This is a genomic window from Enterobacter cloacae complex sp. P29RS (assembly GCF_014893445.1).
Taxonomy (GTDB): Bacteria; Pseudomonadota; Gammaproteobacteria; order Enterobacterales; family Enterobacteriaceae; genus Enterobacter; species Enterobacter intestinihominis.
In genome coordinates, this window is record NZ_JADBPZ010000024.1 from 39,446 (window position 1) to 59,133 (window position 19,688).

Genomic DNA, 19,688 nt, shown 5'->3' on the forward strand with positions numbered 1-19,688 from the left:
CTACCTGGTTTGCTCACATAACGGGGCCAGAAACTGGAACAGCTCGCGGGATGACCAGCACTTGCGGTCATAAGCGCGAACGGGGACAACGGGCATCAGCGCATTGCAGATAACAACTTCTTCGGCAGCCAGCAGCGCCTCTTCCTTAGCGTTAACTTCGACAACGCGAAAGCCTGCGCGTGCCAGCTGTTGCAAACAAAACTGCCGCATAATGCCGTTGACTCCGGCCTGCTCCAGCGAAGGCGTGAATACGTCACTGCCCTTCCGCCAGAGTAAATTAGCCGCACAGCATTCCGTAATGTACCCTTCGCTGTCAAGAACCAGCGCCTCCCCGGCCTCCGTCTGCTCAAGATGAGTACGAATAAGCACCTGTTCAAGACGGTTAAGATGTTTTATGCCAGCGAGCATCGGGTTTCGCCCCAGACGTACCGGGCTAAGCGCCAGGACTACGCCCTCTTCACGCCAGTGCGCGTAATGGGAAGGATAATCTGAAACGGAAAGGATCCGCGCAGGATGCTGGCAGGCAGAACCGCTATAGCCCCGACCACCGCTGCCGCGGCTGATAATGACTTTCAGGACGCCGCTTGCTTTCTCTGACGCCAGCCGACGCATTTCACTTTCAAGAATGTCCCACTGCGAGAAGGGGATAAGTAATGCTTCGCAGGCTTTTTGTAAACGAAGGATATGGGCCCCGAGCAGGCACACGCCACCGTCGAGAATACGCGCGGTCGTGAAACAGCCATCGCCAAACTGGGTCGCCCTGTCGCTTGCCGGCAGCATTTCTTGCTCAAGGCCATTAATTAAAAACATAGTGGCTCCTTATGCATGGAGGCTCAGTCTGGCAGGATGTGGTTAGCCGGACAAGGGGATATCACCTAATAAAAAAGGCCCGGCAAGCGGACCTTTATTATCGTCAGCGACTAACCAGACTCAGACCTTTTTGAAGATCAGAGAACCGTTAGTCCCACCGAAGCCGAAGGAGTTACACAGGGTGTACTCCATACCGCTAACCTGGCGCGCTTCGTGGGGAACGAAGTCCAGATCGCAACCTTCATCTGGATTATCCAGGTTGATGGTTGGCGGTACAGCCTGATCGCGCAGCGCGAGAATAGAGTAGATTGATTCTACTGCACCCGCCGCACCCAGGAGGTGACCGGTCATGGATTTCGTGGAGCTCACCAGTACACGGCTGGCAGATTCGCCGAAGATAGACTTAACCGCCTGCGCTTCTGCTTTATCGCCCGCAGGGGTAGATGTCCCGTGCGCGTTAACGTAGCCAATCTGTGCCGGCGTAATGCCCGCATCACGGATGGCGTTTTCCATCGCCAGCGCAGCACCTGCGCCGTTCTCTGGAGGAGACGTCATGTGGTAAGCATCGCTGCTCATGCCAAAGCCAACAACTTCAGCATAAATTTTCGCGCCACGTTTTTTCGCGTGTTCGTACTCTTCCAGTACGATCATGCCTGCACCGTCACCCAGCACGAAACCATCACGGTCTTTATCCCACGGACGGCTCGCCGCCTGAGGATTATCGTTTCGGGTAGAGAGCGCTCGCGCTGCACCGAAGCCACCGACGCCCAGTGGGGTACTGGCTTTTTCAGCACCGCCCGCAACCATAGCATCTGCATCGCCGTACGCGATGATACGCGCGGCCTGGCCGATGTTATGCACGCCAGACGTACAGGCTGTCGCGATTGAGATGCTTGGGCCACGCAGGCCGAACATAATGGTCAGGTGACCTGCCACCATGTTTACAATCGTAGACGGAACGAAGAACGGGCTGATTTTACGCGGGCCGCCATTCACCAGAGATGTATGGTTTTCCTCGATCAGGCCAAGACCGCCAATCCCGGAGCCGATAGCAGCGCCGATACGGGTAGCGTTCTCTTCCGTAATCTCAAGGCCAGAATCCTGCATGGCCTGAACGCCAGCGACAATTCCATATTGAATGAAGGCATCCATCTTGCGCTGTTCTTTGCGCGAGATGATCTCTTCACAGTTAAAATCCTTTACTAAGCCAGCAAATTTCGTTGCATAGGCGCTAGTATCGAAATGGTCGATTAGGCTGATGCCGCTCTGACCGGCAAGGAGAGCTTTCCAGGTGGACTCTACGGTATTGCCGACAGGAGACAACATGCCAAGTCCGGTCACAACTACACGACGCTTAGACACGTTTGTCCTCCAGGGAGGGATAAAAAAAGAGATTCGTGGGACTACAAAAGATAAAACTCAGGCGGTCGAATGACCGCCTGGAGATGTTCACTTACGCCTGGTGACCGTTGATGTAATCAATGGCAGCCTGAACGGTGGTGATTTTCTCAGCTTCTTCGTCCGGAATCTCAGTATCAAACTCTTCTTCCAGAGCCATTACCAGCTCAACGGTGTCAAGAGAATCTGCGCCCAGGTCTTCAACAAAGGAAGCGGAGTTCACAACTTCTTCCTGCTTAACGCCCAGCTGTTCGCCGATAATTTTCTTAACGCGTTCTTCGATAGTGCTCATACTCTTAAATTTCCTATCAAAACTCGCTTTCGCGATGGTTTTCGTAGTGTATAAAATGTTGAAAAATTTGCAACTAAATCCCGGCAGGTCTTACCACGATTTTACGTTATTTTGAGGCCATTTGCCCAAATAACGCAAATATTTTCGATCGTGATTAAACCATGTACATCCCGCCGTTGACGTGGAGGGTTTCACCAGTGATGTAACCCGCTTCGTCAGAGGCTAAAAATGCAACCGCGCTGGCGATTTCTTTAGGGTCGCCAAGACGACCCGCTGGAACTGCCGCCAGCGTACCCGCACGCTGATCATCGGTCAGCGCACGCGTCATGTCCGTTTCAATAAAGCCCGGAGCAACAACGTTTACAGTAATTCCGCGGGACGCGACTTCGCGCGCCAGCGACTTACTGAAACCGATCAGACCTGCTTTCGCCGCAGCGTAGTTAGCCTGACCAGCATTTCCCATGGTACCAACCACAGAACCTACAGTGATAATACGTCCATGACGCTTTTTCATCATAGCGCGCATTACCGCTTTTGACAGACGGAATACCGATGACAGGTTGGTTTCGATAATATCGTTCCACTCATCATCTTTCATTCGCATCAAAAGGTTGTCGCGAGTGATCCCGGCATTATTGACCAGAATATCCACTTCGCCAAACTCTGCGCGAATATTTTCCAGAACAGATTCGATAGATGCTGGTTCAGTCACATTCAGTACCAGACCTTTGCCGTTCGCACCCAGATACTCGCTGATGGCCTGTGCGCCATTCTCGCTGGTCGCAGTCCCGATCACCGTCGCGCCGCGCGCAACCAGTGTTTCAGCAATAGCACGCCCGATACCGCGGCTTGCGCCGGTCACCAGGGCAATTTTTCCTTCAAAACTCATGGTATTCCTCTTTTATTGCGAGAGTGCCGCTTTCATTGCTTCCGGCTCGTTAATCGCCGAGGCAGTCAGGGTGTCTACAATACGTTTTGTCAGACCGGTAAGTACCTTACCTGGACCGACTTCATACAGATGTTCAACGCCCTGAGACGCCATAAATTCAACGGTTTTGGTCCACTGAACTGGGCTGTAGAGCTGGCGAACCAGCGCGTTACGGATAGCCTCCGGCGCGGTTTCGCACTTCACATCGACGTTATTCACAACGGAAATCGTCGGTGCGTTAAAGGTCATTTTTTCCAGCTCAACCGCCAGTTTATCGGCAGCGGGCTTCATCAGCGCACAGTGAGACGGCACGCTCACCGGCAGCGGCAGTGCACGTTTTGCACCCGCAGCTTTACAGGCAGCGCCTGCACGCTCAACCGCTTCTTTATGACCCGCGATAACTACCTGGCCTGGCGAGTTAAAGTTTACCGGAGAAACGACCTGACCTTCAGCAGATTCTTCACAGGCTTTAGCAATAGAAGCATCATCCAGACCGATGATGGCAGACATGCCGCCCGTGCCTTCTGGCACCGCTTCCTGCATAAACTTACCACGCAATTCAACCAGACGGACCGCGTCAGCGAAGGCAATCACCCCTGCGCAGACCAGCGCAGAGTATTCACCCAGGCTATGACCCGCCATCAGCGCCGGCGTTTTGCCGCCCTGCTGCTGCCATACGCGCCACAATGCGACGGAGGCTGCCAGCAGTGCCGGTTGAGTCTGCCAGGTTTTGTTAAGCTCTTCAGCTGGGCCCTGCTGGGTCAGCGCCCACAGATCATAACCCAGCGCGTCAGAAGCTTCACGGAAAGTCTCTTCAATAACCGGATAGTTTGCTGCCATTTCAGACAACATCCCAACAGTTTGTGAGCCCTGTCCCGGGAACACAAAAGCAAATTGCGTCATTTTTTAATCCTTATCCTAGAAACGAACCAGCGCGGAACCCCAGGTGAACCCACCACCAAAGGCTTCAAGCAAGACCAGTTGGCCCCGTTTAATTCGTCCATCGCGTACCGCTTCGTCAAATGCGCACGGTACCGATGCCGCAGAGGTGTTGCCGTGGCGATCAAGCGTCACCACAACGTTATCCATAGACATGCCCAACTTCTTCGCCGTCGCGCTGATAATACGCAGGTTAGCCTGATGCGGTACCAGCCAGTCGAGTGCGGCGCGATCCAGATTGTTCGCTTCCAGCGTCTCATCAACAATGTGAGCGAGTTCGGTCACGGCCACCTTGAACACTTCATTACCCGCCATTGTCAGGTAAATCGAACTGTCCGGATTAACGCGATCGGCGTTAGGCAGCGTTAACAGCTCGCCGTAGCGACCGTCAGCGTGCAGGTGCGTGGAGATGATGCCTGGTTCTTCGGACTGCCCCAGCAGCACCGCGCCCGCGCCATCGCCAAAAATAATGATTGTGCCGCGATCGGTTGGATCGCAGGTACGCGCCAGCACATCAGCACCGATCACCAGCGCATATTTTACGGCACCCGATTTAACATACTGATCGGCGATGCTCAGCGCATAGGTGAAACCCGCGCACGCCGCTGCAACATCAAATGCCGGGCAGCCTTTGATGCCGAGCATGTTCTGCACCTGGCACGCTGCGCTTGGGAAGGCATGCGTGGCAGATGTTGTCGCCACCACAATAAGCCCGATCTGTTCTTTATCAATGCCAGCCATCTCAAGCGCTCGCTGAGCGGCTTCGTAGCCCATGGTGGACACAGTTTCGTCTGGCGCGGCGATACGACGTTCACGGATACCTGTGCGCGTGACAATCCACTCGTCAGACGTATCTACCATTTTTTCAAGATCGGCGTTGGTACGCACTTGTTTTGGCAGGTAGCTGCCGGTACCTAAAATCTTCGTATACATGTACGCTCAGTCACTTTTAGCTAATACAGATCCCAGGCGAGCGGCAATCCTCTGAGGGACTTGTCGCTGCACCGCCTGCACTGCCTGTTCAATCGCGACGGTAAATGCTCGCTGATTGGCGGCGCCATGACTCTTAATCACGATGCCGCGCAATCCTAACAGACAGGCGCCATTATACTGGTCGGGGTTGAGGTGACTGAATCGCCGCGTCAGGCTTTTTTGTAACCAACGCTTTAATAAAATCAGCCACCAGGACCTTTTTTTACCTTCTCCCTGCGATTTCAGCAGAGAAAGGAACATTCGTACGACCCCTTCCATGGTCTTCAACGTCACGTTTCCGGTGAAGCCATCACACACTAATACATCCGTTTTGCCCGTCAGCAACTCATTGGCTTCGAGATAACCAATATAGTTGATGGAGGGAACCTGTTTGAGTATTTCCGCAGCGTCGCGGATACTGTCCAGGCCTTTGGTCTCTTCTTCACCAATATTCAATAACGCAACGCGGGGATTGGTAATCCCGACCACGTCTTCTGCCAGCACCGACCCCATCACGGCAAACTGAGCCAGCATTGTACTATCACAATCTACGTTAGCGCCCAGATCGAGCACCACCGTTTTGCCCTTCTGCTGATGCGGTAACACCGTCACCAGCGCCGGACGCTCAATGCCCTCAATCGGCTTGAGCAATAATTTCGACAGTCCCATCAGCGCGCCAGTATTTCCCGCGCTGACGCAAGCCTGCGCTCGCCCTTCTTTCACCAGCTCCAGCGCCATGCGCATAGAGCTGCCGCGGCTATTACGAATAGCCTGCGATGGCCGGGCATCACTGGCAATAACTGACTGCGCAGGAATAATCTGCAGACGCGAACGTTGTTCAAAGTCAGCTTTTGCAAGTAATGGCGTGATTGTGTCGGGATTACCGACTAAAAGAAGTGTGAGTTGCGAATTAGAATTCAGTGCCTGCAATGCTGCAGGCACTGTCACGGTAGGGCCAAAATCTCCCCCCATGACATCTAACGCCAGGGTTAGACGTGTCAAGGTATCGTCGCAGCCTGGTTCGGTAAACTCCCCGTTTTCACGGGGAAGTTCCTCACTAAGCCTAATCACGCTGACGCGTGATTACTTAGTGATAACCTTGCGGCCGCGGTAGAAACCGTCAGCGGTGATGTGGTGACGCAGGTGTTTCTCACCAGAAGTCTTGTCTACAGACAGGCTGGTAACTGCGGTCAGCGCGTCATGGGAACGACGCATGCCACGTTTGGAACGGGTTGGTTTATTCTGTTGTACGGCCATGGACCTTACTCCTCAATTACTTACGCTTTAAGCTGGCTAATACGGCAAATGGATTTGGTTTTTGCGCTTCATCAGGCAGTTCCCCAAAGACCATGTCCGCCTCGGACACTTCACAGTGTTCAGAATCATGCACCGGAACGACTGGCAGGGAGAGGATGACTTCATCTTCAACCAGCGCCAGAAGATCGATTTCACCGAATTCGTTAACCTCAATCGGTTCATACGCTTCCGGGAGTGCTTCAGCCTGTTCGTCAGAACGAACCGGACTGAAACAATACGTTGTGTGAACATGCTGTACAAACGGTTTCCCGCAGCGCTGACATTCGAGCGTTACCGTCACCTTTGCATCACCGGTTAAAACGGCGAGGCGCTGGTTGTCGATAGCGAACGACATGGAGCACTCTACATCACTGTCCACACTGACTACAGATTCGGCAATACGCTCAGCCTGATCGGAAGAATAGATTCCTTCGTAATCGAGGCGTTTTTGAGCCGTACGAACCGGATCAAGAGTCAGGGGTAATTTTACCTTTTGCATAGGGCGCGCATATTAACTTTGTAACGTCATAGAGTCAAAGAAAAAGGCAACCAGAGCTGCCTTTTGCCAATTATTCGCACACATTGCGGCCTGTAGTTTAAAATGGCTGGCATCGATACGCTATATCTGGTGATAAAAATATGCCAAATCTCGTCCTTGCTTCCACTTCACCTTATCGCCGAATGCTGCTGGAAAAGCTCGGGATCCCGTTTGAATGCGCCGCGCCGGAGGTGGATGAAACGCCACAGCCGGGCGAGTCACCGCGTCATCTGGTGACCCGTCTCGCGAAAGAGAAAGCACAGTCGCTGGCCGTACGTTACCCCGCTCATCTGATTATAGGCTCCGATCAGGTTTGTGTGCTGGACGGCGAAATCACCGGTAAACCGCATACGGAAGAAAACGCCTGCCAGCAGCTTTTGCGTGCGCGAGGCAGTATCGTGACCTTTTATACCGGCCTGGCGCTTTATAATTCCGCCTCCGGTCATCTGCAAACCGAGTGCGAGCCATTTGATGTGCACTTCCGTCATCTCAGCGAGGAGGAGATTATGGATTACGTGCGTCGGGAACGTCCTCTGAACTGCGCAGGGAGTTTCAAAAGTGAAGGACTGGGAATTGCACTGTTCGACAAGCTGGACGGGCGGGATCCCAACACGCTGGTGGGGTTGCCGCTGATTGCGCTGTGCCAGATGTTAAGGCGAGAAGAGTGTAATCCGCTGACGATGTGATTTTTGCCCAGCGGCGCTTCGCTTGCATGGGCCTACGGATTTCGTAGGCCGGGTAAGCGCAGCGCCACCCGGCACATAATCAACCGCGCAGAACTTTCAGGCAGCGTTTCAACTGATCATCCAGCGGCGCTTCAATACGGATAACTTCACCGGTATTAGGATGGGTAAACTTCAGCGCTGCCGCATGCAGGAACAGACGCGACAGCCCCGTACCCGCCAACTGCTTATCAAACTCGCGATCGCCATAGCGATCGTCGAACGCAATCGGATGGCCTGCAAACTGGGTATGGACGCGAATCTGGTGAGTACGCCCCGTCACCGGACTACAGCGCACCAGCGTGGCGAATTCGTAGCGCTCTTCTACTTTAAATCGCGTCTCAGACGGTTTCCCTTCCTGATTAACACGAACAATGCGCTCACCGCTTTGCAGAATATTTTTCAGCAGCGGCGCCTGCACCACTTTCACGTGGGACTGCCACTGGCCGCGCACCAGCGCCAGATAATCTTTCTGCATCCCTTTTTCGCGCAGCTGTTCATGCAGGGAACGCAGTGCAGAACGTTTTTTCGCCACCAGCAGCACGCCTGAGGTATCACGGTCAAGACGGTGAACCAGTTCGAGGAAACGCGCTTCCGGGCGCAGCGCACGTAAACCTTCGATCACGCCGAAGCTCAGACCGCTCCCCCCGTGTACCGCCGTTCCGGACGGTTTATTCAGCACCAGAATGTGGTCGTCCTCATAAAGGATAACGTCACTCAGGGCCGCGACTTTTTGCAGCTTCGGAGAAACGACCTCTTCTTCACGCTCTGCAACACGTACCGGTGGAATGCGGACTTCATCGCCCGCCTCGAGCTTGTACTCGGGCTTCACACGTTTTTTGTTCACCCGCACCTCACCCTTACGCAAGATGCGATAAATCATACTTTTTGGCACACCCTTCAATTGGGTGCGCAAAAAATTATCGATACGTTGCCCCGCCTCGTCGTCGGCGATGGCAACCATTTTTACGGCTGGAGTCTCTGTTTTCATGGTTGGCGATTCTAAATAGCGTCTGACATTAGCGCCACTCATTTTTCTATGCTTATATTTACTTTTATCCGGACCACTCCCCTTTCGCGCAATCGATTTGGTGGTTATTAAACCAATCACCCCGTTGAAGTGAAGAAACTGTGAGTAACCGGGTGATAATTGGTAAAAGTCATCTTGCTATAACCCGGCGAGCAGTGGAATAATGAATCCGTTTTCCGCGTTAAATCCGGGTTTTGTAAGGATGTCGACGGAATGACCAATTTTGTCTGACCGATCATCCACGCAGCAATGGCGTAAGACGTATTGATCTTTCAGGCAGTTAGCGGGCTGCGGGTTGCAGTACTTCCCGGTATAAGGATTGTTCTCTGGAGAGTTTTCCCAGGCAATTCCCCTGATAATTGCGCTGTGTTTCCCTATGAAATACAGGCAACCGACACTCTGCGCCTCTTAAGCGAGCGACAACCGTGAGGTTGGCGACGTGAATAGACACGAGGCCATCGGTTCATACCCCGGAAAGCGTCACCTTGCCCGCAGCTTTGTCGTCAATGTAAGAATAACGAGTAAGTTACGATGAAAAGAATGTTAATCAACGCAACTCAGCAAGAAGAGTTGCGTGTCGCCCTTGTGGATGGGCAGCGCCTGTACGATCTGGATATCGAAAGTCCTGGACACGAACAGAAAAAAGCGAACATTTACAAAGGCAAAATCACCCGCATTGAACCAAGCCTTGAAGCTGCATTTGTCGATTACGGTGCTGAGCGTCACGGTTTCCTTCCTCTCAAAGAAATCGCCCGCGAATATTTTCCTGCAAACTACAACTCCCATGGCCGTCCGAACATCAAAGATGTTCTGCGTGAAGGTCAGGAAGTTATCGTCCAGATCGATAAAGAAGAGCGTGGCAACAAAGGCGCCGCGCTGACCACCTTTATCAGTCTGGCAGGAAGCTATCTGGTATTGATGCCAAACAACCCGCGTGCGGGTGGCATCTCTCGCCGTATCGAAGGCGATGACCGTACCGAGCTGAAAGAAGCACTGGCAAGTCTTGAACTGCCAGACGGCATGGGCCTTATCGTGCGCACCGCAGGCGTTGGCAAATCTGCCGAAGCGTTGCAGTGGGACCTGAGCTTCCGCCTGAAACACTGGGAAGCCATCAAGAAAGCGGCAGAAAGCCGTGCTGCGCCGTTCCTGATCCACCAGGAAAGCAACGTCATCGTGCGTGCCTTCCGTGATTATCTGCGTCAGGACATCGGTGAAATTCTGATTGATAACCCGAAAGTGCTTGAGCTGGCTCGCCAGCACATCGCCGCGCTGGGTCGCCCGGATTTCACCAGCAAAATTAAACTGTACACTGGTGAAATCCCGCTGTTCAGCCATTATCAGATTGAATCCCAGATCGAGTCTGCCTTCCAGCGTGAAGTGCGTCTGCCGTCCGGCGGTTCTATCGTTATCGATACCACCGAAGCGTTGACCGCCATCGACATCAACTCCGCGCGAGCAACCCGCGGCGGCGACATCGAAGAGACCGCCTTCAATACCAACCTTGAAGCCGCTGATGAAATCGCCCGCCAGCTCCGCCTGCGCGACCTGGGTGGTCTGATCGTTATCGACTTCATCGACATGACCCCGGTTCGCCATCAGCGTGCGGTTGAAAACCGTCTGCGTGAAGCGGTGCGCCAGGATCGCGCGCGTATCCAGATCAGCCATATTTCTCGCTTTGGCCTGCTGGAGATGTCCCGTCAGCGCCTCAGCCCGTCTCTGGGTGAGTCCAGCCATCACGTCTGCCCGCGCTGTTCCGGTACAGGTACCGTTCGTGACAATGAATCTCTCTCCCTCTCTATTCTGCGTCTGATTGAAGAAGAAGCGCTGAAAGAGAACACCAAAGAGGTTCACGCTATTGTTCCGGTGCCGATTGCCTCCTACCTGCTGAACGAAAAACGTGCAGCGGTGAGCGCAATCGAAGCGCGTCAGGGCGGCGTTCGCTGCATCATCGTGCCAAACGACGAGATGCAAACCCCGCACTATCACGTGCTGCGCGTGCGCAAAGGCGAAGAGACAAGCACCCTCAGCTACCTGCTGCCGAAGCTGCATGAAGAAGAAATGGCGCTGCCGTCTGATGAAGAGCCTGCCGAGCGTAAACTGCCTGAGCAGCCAGCTTTAGCGACCTTCATCATGCCGGAAGCACCGCCAGAAGCGACGCTGGAAAAACCAGCGGAAAAACCTGCTGTGCAGAAAGTGGCTCCTGCCGCGCCAAAAGCGCAGCCTGAGCAGCCTGGTCTCCTGAGCCGCATCATCGGTGCGCTGAAAAAAATGTTTGCCGCCGAAGAAGTTCAGCCTGAGGAGCCGAAAGAAGCGCCAAAAGAAGCGAAACCAGAGCGTCAGCAGGACCGTCGTAAGCGTCAGAACAACCGTCGCGACCGCAACGACCGTGGCGATCGTAATGAGCGCCGTGATAATCGTTCCGATAACAACGAAGGTCGTGAACAGCGCGAGGACAACCGTCGCAACCGTCGCGAGAAGCAACAGCAGAACGTTGAAGATCGTGAGATTCGCCAGCAGGCGGGCGATGAGTCCGAGAAGAGCAAACAGCGTGACGAGCAGCAGCCTCGCCGCGAGCGTAACCGTCGTCGTAACGATGACAAACGCCAGGCTCAGCAGGAAGTCAAAAACCTGAATCGCGAAGCGCCTGTAGAACAGCAGGACACTGAGCAGGAAGAGCGTACTCAGGTTATGCCGCGTCGTAAGCAGCGCCAGCTGACCCAGAAAGTACGTGTGGGTGTTGTTCAGGCCGAAGAAAACGACGTTATCGCGGTTGAAGCGGTTGAAAGCACAACGGGTACTCAGGTTGCGAAAGTTGACCTGCCAGCCGTAGTGGAAAATCAGGTTGAGCAGGACGAAAGCAGCGAAAATCGTGATAACGCAGGTATGCCGCGTCGCTCCCGCCGTTCTCCACGCCATCTGCGCGTGAGCGGTCAGCGTCGCCGTCGTTATCGTGACGAGCGTTACCCGACCCAGTCTCCAATGCCAATGACCGTGGCGTGCGCGTCACCTGAGATGGCATCCGGTAAAGTCTGGATCCGTTATCCGGTTGCACGTCCGGAGCAGGCTGTTGAAGAACAGGCTGTTACCGAAGAGGTGATTGCACCGGTCGTCGCGGTGGAAGACGTCGTGACTGAAGCGGCAACCGTGGTTGAACCGCAGGTTGTTGAAACAGCGCCGCCGCAGGCTGTGGAAGTGGAAACGACCCATCCTGAAGTGATTGCTGCGCCGGTTGATGCCGCACCGCAGATCATTGCCGAAGAAGATACCGTGGTGGCTGAAGAAGTCGCGGAAGACGCTAAGCCTGTATCCGCAGCAGAAGAGCCCGCAGACGTTGCCGTCGAAACGGTGACGGAAGAGGTTGTTCAGGACGTCGAGATTCAGGTTGAACCTGTTGTCGAAGAGGTCAAAGCGCCTGAAGTGAAATCTGAGCCGGTTGAGATCGTTGAAGCTGTAGCGCCTGCTCACATTGCTACCGCGCCAATGACTCGTGCCCCGGCACCTGAGTACGTGCCTGAAGCACCACGCCATAGTGACTGGGTTCGTCCGGAATTCAACTTCGAAGGTAAAGGTGCTGCCGGTGGTCACAGTGCGACGCACATGGCTACTGCCCCAGCTACTCGTCCTCAGCCTGTTGAATAACGCACGCTAAGACTGAAAGCCGACCTTCGGGTCGGCTTTTTTATGGCTGTTGCAGCGGCTTTCTCATACCGGTGACCTCCGGCATTATCTGCCGCATCAGCTCCAGAAAACGCCGCAAGCGCGCCGGATAATAGCGTGACCAGGGATAAACCAGATGTACCGGTAGCGCTGCTGGCTGCCACTCTGGCAGTAAATGCACCAGTCGCCCTTCCCGAATATCATCCTGTACCGTCCAGCTGGATACCACCGCCACGCCTAGCCCGGTGAGTGCCGTATTGCGCGCTACATACAGGCTGTCGGTACTCAGGCGTGGCGTAATGGTAACTCTCGCCGGGGTGGGTGTTGCCTCGTGGAAGAGTTCCACATGGCGTTGATAAAAAGAGCTGATTGCAATCCAGGGGAGATGTTGCAGATCGTCCGGCGTGTTAACCGCGGGAAAACGGGCAAGGAGTGCCGGTGACGCTACCACCGAGCGCGGCACTTCAGCCAGTAGCACAGACACGGTTGCCGGATCGACTTCCACGCCCACCCGAATAGCACAGTCAAGGTTGTCGCCGAGGAAATCAACCGAGCGATCGTTAAGCATCCATTCGATTGAGAGTAGCGGATAGCGCTGCAAAAATTCGGTTAACGGTTTTAGTAGCTGATCCTGGCCAAACGCGTGAGGGGCGCGCACCCTCAGCACCCCGACCGGTTCATCTTCCGTCTGCCCCACCTCGTCTTCCAGCGCCAGCCAGCTGTCAATTACCCGTCGGGCATGCTGATAGCAACGTTCACCGTCATCGGTAAGCCGTGTGGTATGGGTTGTGCGCAGCATCAGGCGCACGCCCAGCATGGTTTCAAGTGACTGCAACCGTCGGCTCACCGTGGCCTGGGTTGTTGCCAGCTGACGTGCCGCCGCAGAAAGGGACCCCGCCTCCACAATGCGAACAAAGGTTCGCATCAGTTCTACACGATCTATACGCTCAGTCCGTTTCATATCATTTACACCTATACACTACACGTATAAGCGTTTTACCACCGCGCCCGCTACCGTCGCAAGGCGTACTGATAAAAAATAGCCGCACACGACGAATGAGGAACATCTTATGAACACAACCACCACCCGGGCCGTAAGCCGCTGGGTAATCTTAATGCTGGCGCTCGGTGCGGGCTTCAGCGTGGCATCCATCTATTATGCCCAGCCTCTGCTGCCGCTGATGGGCTCAGACCTGCACCTGAGCATCGAAGGCATGGGCATGGTCCCGACGCTCACCCAGGCGGGTTATGCCTTAGGCATCCTGTTTCTGCTCCCGCTCGGCGATCGTTATGACCGCAGAACGTTGATCCTGATAAAAAGTGCAGCTCTGGCGCTGTTCCTGCTGAGTTGTAGCCTGACCGGACAACTGCACTCCCTACTGCTCACCAGCCTGCTGATTGGCATGGCCGCCACCATGGCGCAGGATATTGTCCCGGCCGCAGCGATCCTCGCGCCGGAAGGCAAACAGGGAAAAACAGTCGGCACGGTGATGACCGGCCTGCTGCTGGGGATTTTGCTCTCCAGAACCGTGAGCGGCGTGGTGGGTGAAGCCTTTGGCTGGCGAGTGATGTATCAGCTGGCCGCCGCAAGCATTGCCTTTATCGGCGTGGTGATGTGGGCCGTGCTTCCCCGCTTCGCCGTTCATTCCACGCTGAGCTACCCGGCGCTGCTGCGCTCCATGGAACACCTCTGGCGTCGCTACCCGGCGCTGCGTCGGGCTGCGCTGGCTCAGGGTTTTCTGTCGATTGCTTTTAGTGCGTTCTGGTCGACGCTGGCGGTCATGCTGCTGGAACGGTATCACCTTGGCAGCGCCGTGGCGGGTGGGTTTGGTATTGCCGGAGCCGCAGGCGCGCTGGCCGCACCGCTGGCAGGCGGTCTGGCCGATAAGCTGGGCGCCGGTAAAGTGACCCAACTGGGTGCCGCGCTGGTGACCCTCTCGTTTGCTCTGATGTTCCTGATACCAGCCCTGGGTGTACACGGCCAGTTGCTCCTGATTGCCCTCTCCGCGGTCGGTTTCGATCTCGGTTTGCAGTCCAGCCTCGTGGCGCACCAGAACCTGGTCTACAGCCTTGAGCCGCAGGCCCGTGGGCGCCTTAACGCCCTGCTGTTTACCGTCATTTTCATCGGAATGGCGCTGGGTTCGGCATTAGGCAGCAATATCTATACGCTGGCAGGCTGGACGGGCGTGGTAGCACTGGCAACCCTGTGTGGTGCCATTGCGCTGGCTATCAGAGTGATTGAAAGCGCCCGGGTGGTGTCCGCTCAGGCAGAAAGTGTGTAAAAAAAATGCCCAACCCGGACGGGTTGGGCAGTCAAAACATGCCCAGTTTCAAGACATGTCAAACAGGTCAGAGTCTTATCTGTTCATCTGAAACAAAGACATACCCTGCATATCGCTAAAGGCTTTATACGAGGCCTGCAAAGCCGCCTGCTGCATGGTGTAGGACGAAATCACCGAGTTCCAGTCCACGTCAACCAGGTCGCTCATCTGCTGAGTCTGGCCCAGCGCGCGGTCTTCACCCAGAGAATCCAGCTTGCCCAGCTCGTCCAGCTTGATGCCGAGGTCGGCGCGCACGGTCAACACGTTGTTGAGGGAGTTGCTCAGGCCACGGTTGGCTTTATCAATAGCCGCCGTAAATGCTTCAGCCTTCGTTTCGTCATCGCCAATCGGCTTATTCAGCGCTTCAATTGCGGAGTCGAGGATCTTGAACAAATTCGTTTCCGGCGCACTACCATCTGGCTCTGGCTTCGCATTGCTGGTGAAGCTATCGAAAACTTCAGTGCCCGTATGGCTGATTTGCATCGTGCGCGCAGAGTCAACCTGCTGGCTGATTGGCGTTCCGCCACCCTTATAATCACCCGTAGCCTGGTCGAAAGCCGCCGCTTCGGTTTTGTAACCGGAAAAAATATAGCGACCGTTACCGTCCGTGCTGTTAGCCAGGTTCATGAGCTGATCGCGAATACCTTGCAGGTTCGTTGCCAGCGAAGCGCGGTCATCGTCACTTAACGTACCGTTGCCTGCATTGACAATCTTTTCCTGAGCAGCCTGGATAGCGGTTGTCACTTGCGATAACACGTTTTCTTCCAGCGAGACTTTCGTCGTAGCGAAGGAGCGCGCCAGCGCATACTGGCTATTTTGCGTTTGGGCCTGAGAGAGCACAACGGCCTGCGAAGCGGCAATCGGATCGTCAGACGGACGGTTGATACGCTTCCCCGTAGACATCTGCTCGCCGTAGCTGAGCCAGAGGCTTTGGGAGTTCGTCACGCCGCGCATGCTTTGCTCATACATCATTTGAGTACTAATACGCATTTTTTATGCCTCAGCCTTAGCGGATATTGATCAATGCATCAAACAGCGTGCTCGCCGTTTGCAGCACCTGCGCATTCGCCAGATAGTACTGCTGATAGCGTTGCAGGTTGCCATACTCTTCATCCAGGTTAACCCCGGAGATTGACTGCTGTTGTTTGGTCAGCTGCGTAACAACGTTAACTTTGGTTTCGCTGCTGGTTTTCAGCGACGCCGTGGTGCTGCCCACCGTACTGACCAGCGCGGCATAAGCATCGTTAAAGGTTTTGTTCCCCCCCACCAGCTTGGCGCTCTGCAAATCCAGCAGCTTTTGGCCATTGGTATTGTCGCTTTCTCCGCTTCCTTGCGCGGAGGCCATCGCCAGTTTGGATTCGTCGCTGATCGCAACGTCCATATTCACGATAACGTCATTCACCGGCTTCACGATAAAGCTGTCTTTATTATTGGCCGAGCCGCTAATGTTGACGTTGAGGCCATCAAACGACAGATTACCGCTGGCATCCGGCATAGCCGTGAAGCTGGTGTTGTCTGACAGACGGGTGATGGTCCAGTCGGTACCGTTGTACTCAACTTTGTAGTTTGTCGCCTGGACCTTGGTACTGTCCGTCATCGTTGCCGTCACGGACGCGCTTCCGGTGTTCTTACCGTTACTCAGCACTGCCGGGGAGCCAAAATCAAACAGCTTGCCGCCTGCGTCCCCGTTGGCATCAAAGCCCGCCTGGTGCTGGGTATTCATGGCATCCGCAAACGCCAGCGCCATCTGGTTAAGCGTATTTCGCGCCTGATCCAGATCCTGAGAACGGAACGTTAACAGCCCCCCAAGCGACCCCGTGGTGATCTGTTTTTCTGAGATCTCCACGTTGCCTGCTGCGGCATCCACATACGCAATCGTTGTACGTGCAGGGTCCGCGCTGGATTTCACCGCAGCCAGCTGGCTGGCGTTGCTGCCCTGTACCAGGGTGTAGCCGTTGGCGATAGAGATGTTGTAGGTGCCGCTGTCCTGTACGGTCACGTCCACACCGACTATTTTGTTCAGTTCGCTCACCAGCTGATCGCGCTGATCGAGCAGTTCGTTCGGGGATGCGCCCGCCCCTACGCCAGTCAGCCGGGAAATCTGATCGTTAAGGTTGGCAATCTGCTTCGCATAGTTATTGATCTGATCGACGCTGGTAGAAATCGCCGTATTGACCTGCGCATCCTGATCGCGGAGATATTGATCGTTAGTTTTGAACTGGTTTACCAGACCATCTGCCTTCCCGAGTACCGTCTGGCGTGCAGCCGGATCTTCTGCGTTACTCACCAGCGTTTGCAGGCTTTTAAAGAAATCCTGGAGGTTGGCAGAAAGCGAGTTCGTGGTATCCGACAGCACGTCGTCAATTTTCGACATCTGCTGGTAGCGCGTGGTCAGGCCGCTGCTCTGGTTCTGCGCCGCGCGCAGCTGGTTGGTAATAAACGCATCATATTCACGCTGAACGCCGGAGACATAGACCCCGTTACCCACCCAGCCGCCGCCGGTCAGGGTGCTGTTTGATGCGCCCAGAATGGTAGTCTGGCGGGTATAACCTGCCACGTTGTAGCTTGAAATATTATTACTGACGGTATTGAGTGCCGACTGCGCAGCACTGAGGCCACTCATGGCGCTGTTAATCAAACTGGACATGGGGGTTCCTTTTATACGTTCAGACACGAGTCCTGATGAAGGTTATCGGCAACCTCCACCGGGACTTGAGAACTTTCAGAACAGATTTTCGAGATCTGTGCTATACGCTTTGCTGACCTTCTCAGACATGGATTTCAGCTGTTGGATCATGCTGGTCAGCTTGCGTGCATAGTTTGGATCGGTCGCGTAGCCGGCATTCTGCAATGCCTGAGCGCCCTGCTCTGGCGTGGTGGCCTGGGTCACGGCGGTGTAGCGCGGATTCCGGCTCAACAGCCCGACATAATCCGACAACGCTTCCAGATACGAGCTGTAGACGCGGAATTTGGCTTTCACCTTCACTGCCGCACCGTTCTCATATTCGGTGGTGGTAATTTCCGTGGTCGGCCCCTTCCAGCTGGAAGTGGCCTTCACGCCAAAGATGTTGAAGCTCGGCTCGCCGTTCTCCCTGCGGATCTGACGTTGCCCCCAGCCCGACTCCAGCGCCGCCTGCGCCAGAATCAGATGGTGTGGCACGCCGCTTTCTTCACTGGCAAGACGCGCCGGCAGGGAGAGCTGCGCCAGGAAGTCTTTGCTGTCGCCGGAGAGCGGCTCGTCACGCGCTTCTGTCGGCTTCGGCATCGCCTTACGCACCATCTGGGTCAGCGCCTGATTTTGATAACTGGTCACCTTTTCCAGATCAAACTTTAGCGGCACCTGCGGCGGAGCCTCTTCAGGTGGCAGCCCCTGAGCTGCTGCGGTCTGTTTCACAATCATGTCTGCCAGGCCGAGCCCCTTTCCGGCGGTCATTTGCTGGGCAATCTGCTGATCGTACATGCTGGTGTAAAGCCGTGTGGAATCGCTGCTGAACATGCCATCTTTCGGCAGGGTTTCACGCATGCTTTTCAACATCATCTGCACGAACATGCCTTCCACCTGACGGGCAACCGGGCGGATATTCGCCGCCGGATCCTTGCCCGCTTTGGTTTTCAGCTCGTTGAGCGACTGGGCATCCCAGGCGGCACTGGTCAACAGTTTGCTATCGGTCAGCATTTAGATGATTTCCAGTTTAGCGCGCAGGCAGCCTGCACTTTGCATGGATTGCAGAATGGACATCAGATCCATTGGCGTTGCACCCAGCGCGTTCAGGGCACGCACCACGCTGTTCAGGTTGGCGCTGGAGCGCACGCTCTGCAACGATCCACCGCTCTGTCGTAAATCAATCTGCGTTTGCGGGGTCACTACCGTCTGACCGCCACCAAACGGGGTATCCGGCTGGCTGACGTTGGCCGAGCGGTTAACCGTGACGGAGAGATTGCCCTGCGCCACGGCGCAGCTGTCCAGCGTCACTTCGCGGTTCATCACCACCGATCCGGTACGGGAGTTGATAATGACTTTTGCATCCTGCACCGACACGTTCACTTCCATATTCTGGATATCGGCCAGCATCCGCACCTGGTTGCTGCTACCGGTTGACGTGCGGATCTGCACGGTGCGGGCATCCAGCGCGGTGGAGCTGCCGTAACCCCGGCTGCGGTTGATGGTGTCAGCAATCTGCTGCGCCATCGTGAAGTCTTCGTTATTCAGTTGCAGGTTAATAGTGTTGCCGGTGCCGAACTGGGTCGGCAGCTCACGTTCGATGATCGCGCCGTTGGTAATACGTCCCCCGTTCAGCTGGTTCACCTGCACGCTGCTGCCGCCCGCCGACGCACCTGCCCCGCCAACCAGAATGTTGCCCTGCGCCAGAGCATACACCTGGCTGTCGACGCCTTTCAGCGGCGTCATCAACAACGTACCGCCGCGCAGGCTTTTGGCGTTACCCATCGACGAGACAACCACGTCGATGGTCTGTCCCTGACGCGCAAAGGCCGGATAAGACGCGGTCACCATCACCGCCGCCACGTTTTTCAGCTGCATGTTGGTCCCCGCCGGTACGGTAATACCGAGCTGAGAGAGCATGTTGTTCAGGCTCTGGGTGGTGAACGGCGTCTGGGTCGTCTGGTCACCCGTCCCATCCAGCCCCACCACCAGGCCGTAGCCAATCAGGGAGTTTTCGCGCACGCCCTGCACGCTGGTGAGATCGCGAATGCGATCGGCCTGCGCAACGGTAGCGACCAGCGACAGCGCCACGGCGAAGAGAAATTTATACATAGGTCACCTCG

General features: G+C 55.3%; 18 protein-coding genes. 3 read left to right on the forward strand and 15 right to left on the reverse strand.

Features of this window, described 5'->3' with window-relative positions; genetic code table 11:
- From pabC to yceD, 9 genes are all read right to left on the reverse strand, one after another.
- Complete coding sequence (gene pabC, locus IM282_RS17505; protein WP_023299796.1) at positions 1–810, reverse strand: aminodeoxychorismate lyase; 810 nt, start codon at positions 808–810, stop codon at positions 1–3.
- A gap of 120 nt (positions 811–930) precedes the next feature.
- Positions 931–2,172 (reverse strand): beta-ketoacyl-ACP synthase II, encoded by a 1,242-nt coding sequence (fabF, locus tag IM282_RS17510; RefSeq protein ID WP_022647740.1) that lies wholly within the window; start codon positions 2,170–2,172, stop codon positions 931–933.
- Between the two features lie 91 nt (positions 2,173–2,263).
- A complete protein-coding gene (acpP, locus tag IM282_RS17515) occupies positions 2,264–2,500 on the reverse strand; it encodes an acyl carrier protein (RefSeq protein WP_003857954.1) in 237 nt (78 codons plus the stop codon).
- A 154-nt stretch (positions 2,501–2,654) separates the two neighbouring features.
- Entirely contained in the window at positions 2,655–3,389 is a 735-nt protein-coding gene (gene fabG, locus IM282_RS17520; protein WP_022647739.1) for a 3-oxoacyl-ACP reductase FabG, read from the reverse strand.
- A 12-nt stretch (positions 3,390–3,401) separates the two neighbouring features.
- Entirely contained in the window at positions 3,402–4,331 is a 930-nt protein-coding gene (fabD, locus tag IM282_RS17525; RefSeq protein ID WP_022647738.1) for an ACP S-malonyltransferase, read from the reverse strand.
- 15 nt (positions 4,332–4,346) lie between these two features.
- A complete protein-coding gene (locus IM282_RS17530) occupies positions 4,347–5,300 on the reverse strand; it encodes a beta-ketoacyl-ACP synthase III (RefSeq protein ID WP_003857960.1) in 954 nt (317 codons plus the stop codon).
- Between the two features lie 6 nt (positions 5,301–5,306).
- The gene (gene plsX / locus IM282_RS17535; RefSeq protein ID WP_152811225.1) at positions 5,307–6,341 is read right to left on the reverse strand and encodes a phosphate acyltransferase PlsX; all 1,035 of its coding nucleotides are present in this window, start codon (positions 6,339–6,341) and stop codon (positions 5,307–5,309) included.
- Positions 6,342–6,422: 81 nt separating this feature from the next.
- A complete protein-coding gene (gene rpmF / locus IM282_RS17540) occupies positions 6,423–6,596 on the reverse strand; it encodes a 50S ribosomal protein L32 (protein ID WP_003857964.1) in 174 nt (57 codons plus the stop codon).
- A gap of 16 nt (positions 6,597–6,612) precedes the next feature.
- On the reverse strand, positions 6,613–7,134 hold the full coding sequence (gene yceD, locus IM282_RS17545; RefSeq protein WP_003857966.1) for a 23S rRNA accumulation protein YceD: 522 nt from the start codon (positions 7,132–7,134) through the stop codon (positions 6,613–6,615).
- A gap of 140 nt (positions 7,135–7,274) precedes the next feature.
- Here yceD and IM282_RS17550 point away from each other — a divergent pair, with 140 nt between their 5' ends.
- Entirely contained in the window at positions 7,275–7,859 is a 585-nt protein-coding gene (locus tag IM282_RS17550; protein ID WP_032622147.1) for a nucleoside triphosphate pyrophosphatase, read from the forward strand.
- Positions 7,860–7,938: 79 nt separating this feature from the next.
- Here the strand turns inward: IM282_RS17550 and rluC are convergent, their stop codons facing one another.
- Positions 7,939–8,886: a 23S rRNA pseudouridine(955/2504/2580) synthase RluC gene (gene rluC, locus IM282_RS17555; RefSeq protein WP_041907418.1), complete on the reverse strand. Its 948-nt coding sequence runs from the start codon at positions 8,884–8,886 to the stop codon at positions 7,939–7,941.
- Positions 8,887–9,456: 570 nt separating this feature from the next.
- Here rluC and rne point away from each other — a divergent pair.
- A complete protein-coding gene (gene rne, locus IM282_RS17560) occupies positions 9,457–12,564 on the forward strand; it encodes a ribonuclease E (protein WP_023299794.1) in 3,108 nt (1,035 codons plus the stop codon).
- Between the two features lie 40 nt (positions 12,565–12,604).
- On the opposite strand, the gene IM282_RS17565 is transcribed toward rne, so the two are convergent.
- Positions 12,605–13,543: a LysR family transcriptional regulator gene (locus tag IM282_RS17565; RefSeq protein WP_023299793.1), complete on the reverse strand. Its 939-nt coding sequence runs from the start codon at positions 13,541–13,543 to the stop codon at positions 12,605–12,607.
- Positions 13,544–13,652: 109 nt separating this feature from the next.
- On the opposite strand from IM282_RS17565, the gene IM282_RS17570 reads away from it, so the two are divergent.
- Positions 13,653–14,864, forward strand: a complete 1,212-nt coding sequence (locus IM282_RS17570; protein ID WP_023299792.1) for an MFS transporter — start codon at positions 13,653–13,655, stop codon at positions 14,862–14,864.
- Between the two features lie 75 nt (positions 14,865–14,939).
- Here the strand turns inward: IM282_RS17570 and flgL are convergent, their stop codons facing one another.
- The 4 genes from flgL to IM282_RS17590 form a co-directional block, all read right to left on the reverse strand.
- The gene (flgL, locus tag IM282_RS17575; RefSeq protein WP_023299791.1) at positions 14,940–15,893 is read right to left on the reverse strand and encodes a flagellar hook-associated protein FlgL; all 954 of its coding nucleotides are present in this window, start codon (positions 15,891–15,893) and stop codon (positions 14,940–14,942) included.
- Positions 15,894–15,909: 16 nt separating this feature from the next.
- Complete coding sequence (gene flgK / locus IM282_RS17580) at positions 15,910–17,550, reverse strand: flagellar hook-associated protein FlgK (protein WP_023299790.1); 1,641 nt, start codon at positions 17,548–17,550, stop codon at positions 15,910–15,912.
- Positions 17,551–17,625: 75 nt separating this feature from the next.
- Positions 17,626–18,579: a flagellar assembly peptidoglycan hydrolase FlgJ gene (flgJ, locus tag IM282_RS17585; RefSeq protein ID WP_023305862.1), complete on the reverse strand. Its 954-nt coding sequence runs from the start codon at positions 18,577–18,579 to the stop codon at positions 17,626–17,628.
- Entirely contained in the window at positions 18,580–19,677 is a 1,098-nt protein-coding gene (locus tag IM282_RS17590) for a flagellar basal body P-ring protein FlgI (protein WP_192970669.1), read from the reverse strand. It lies immediately after the preceding gene.
- Positions 19,678–19,688 lie beyond the last annotated feature (11 nt).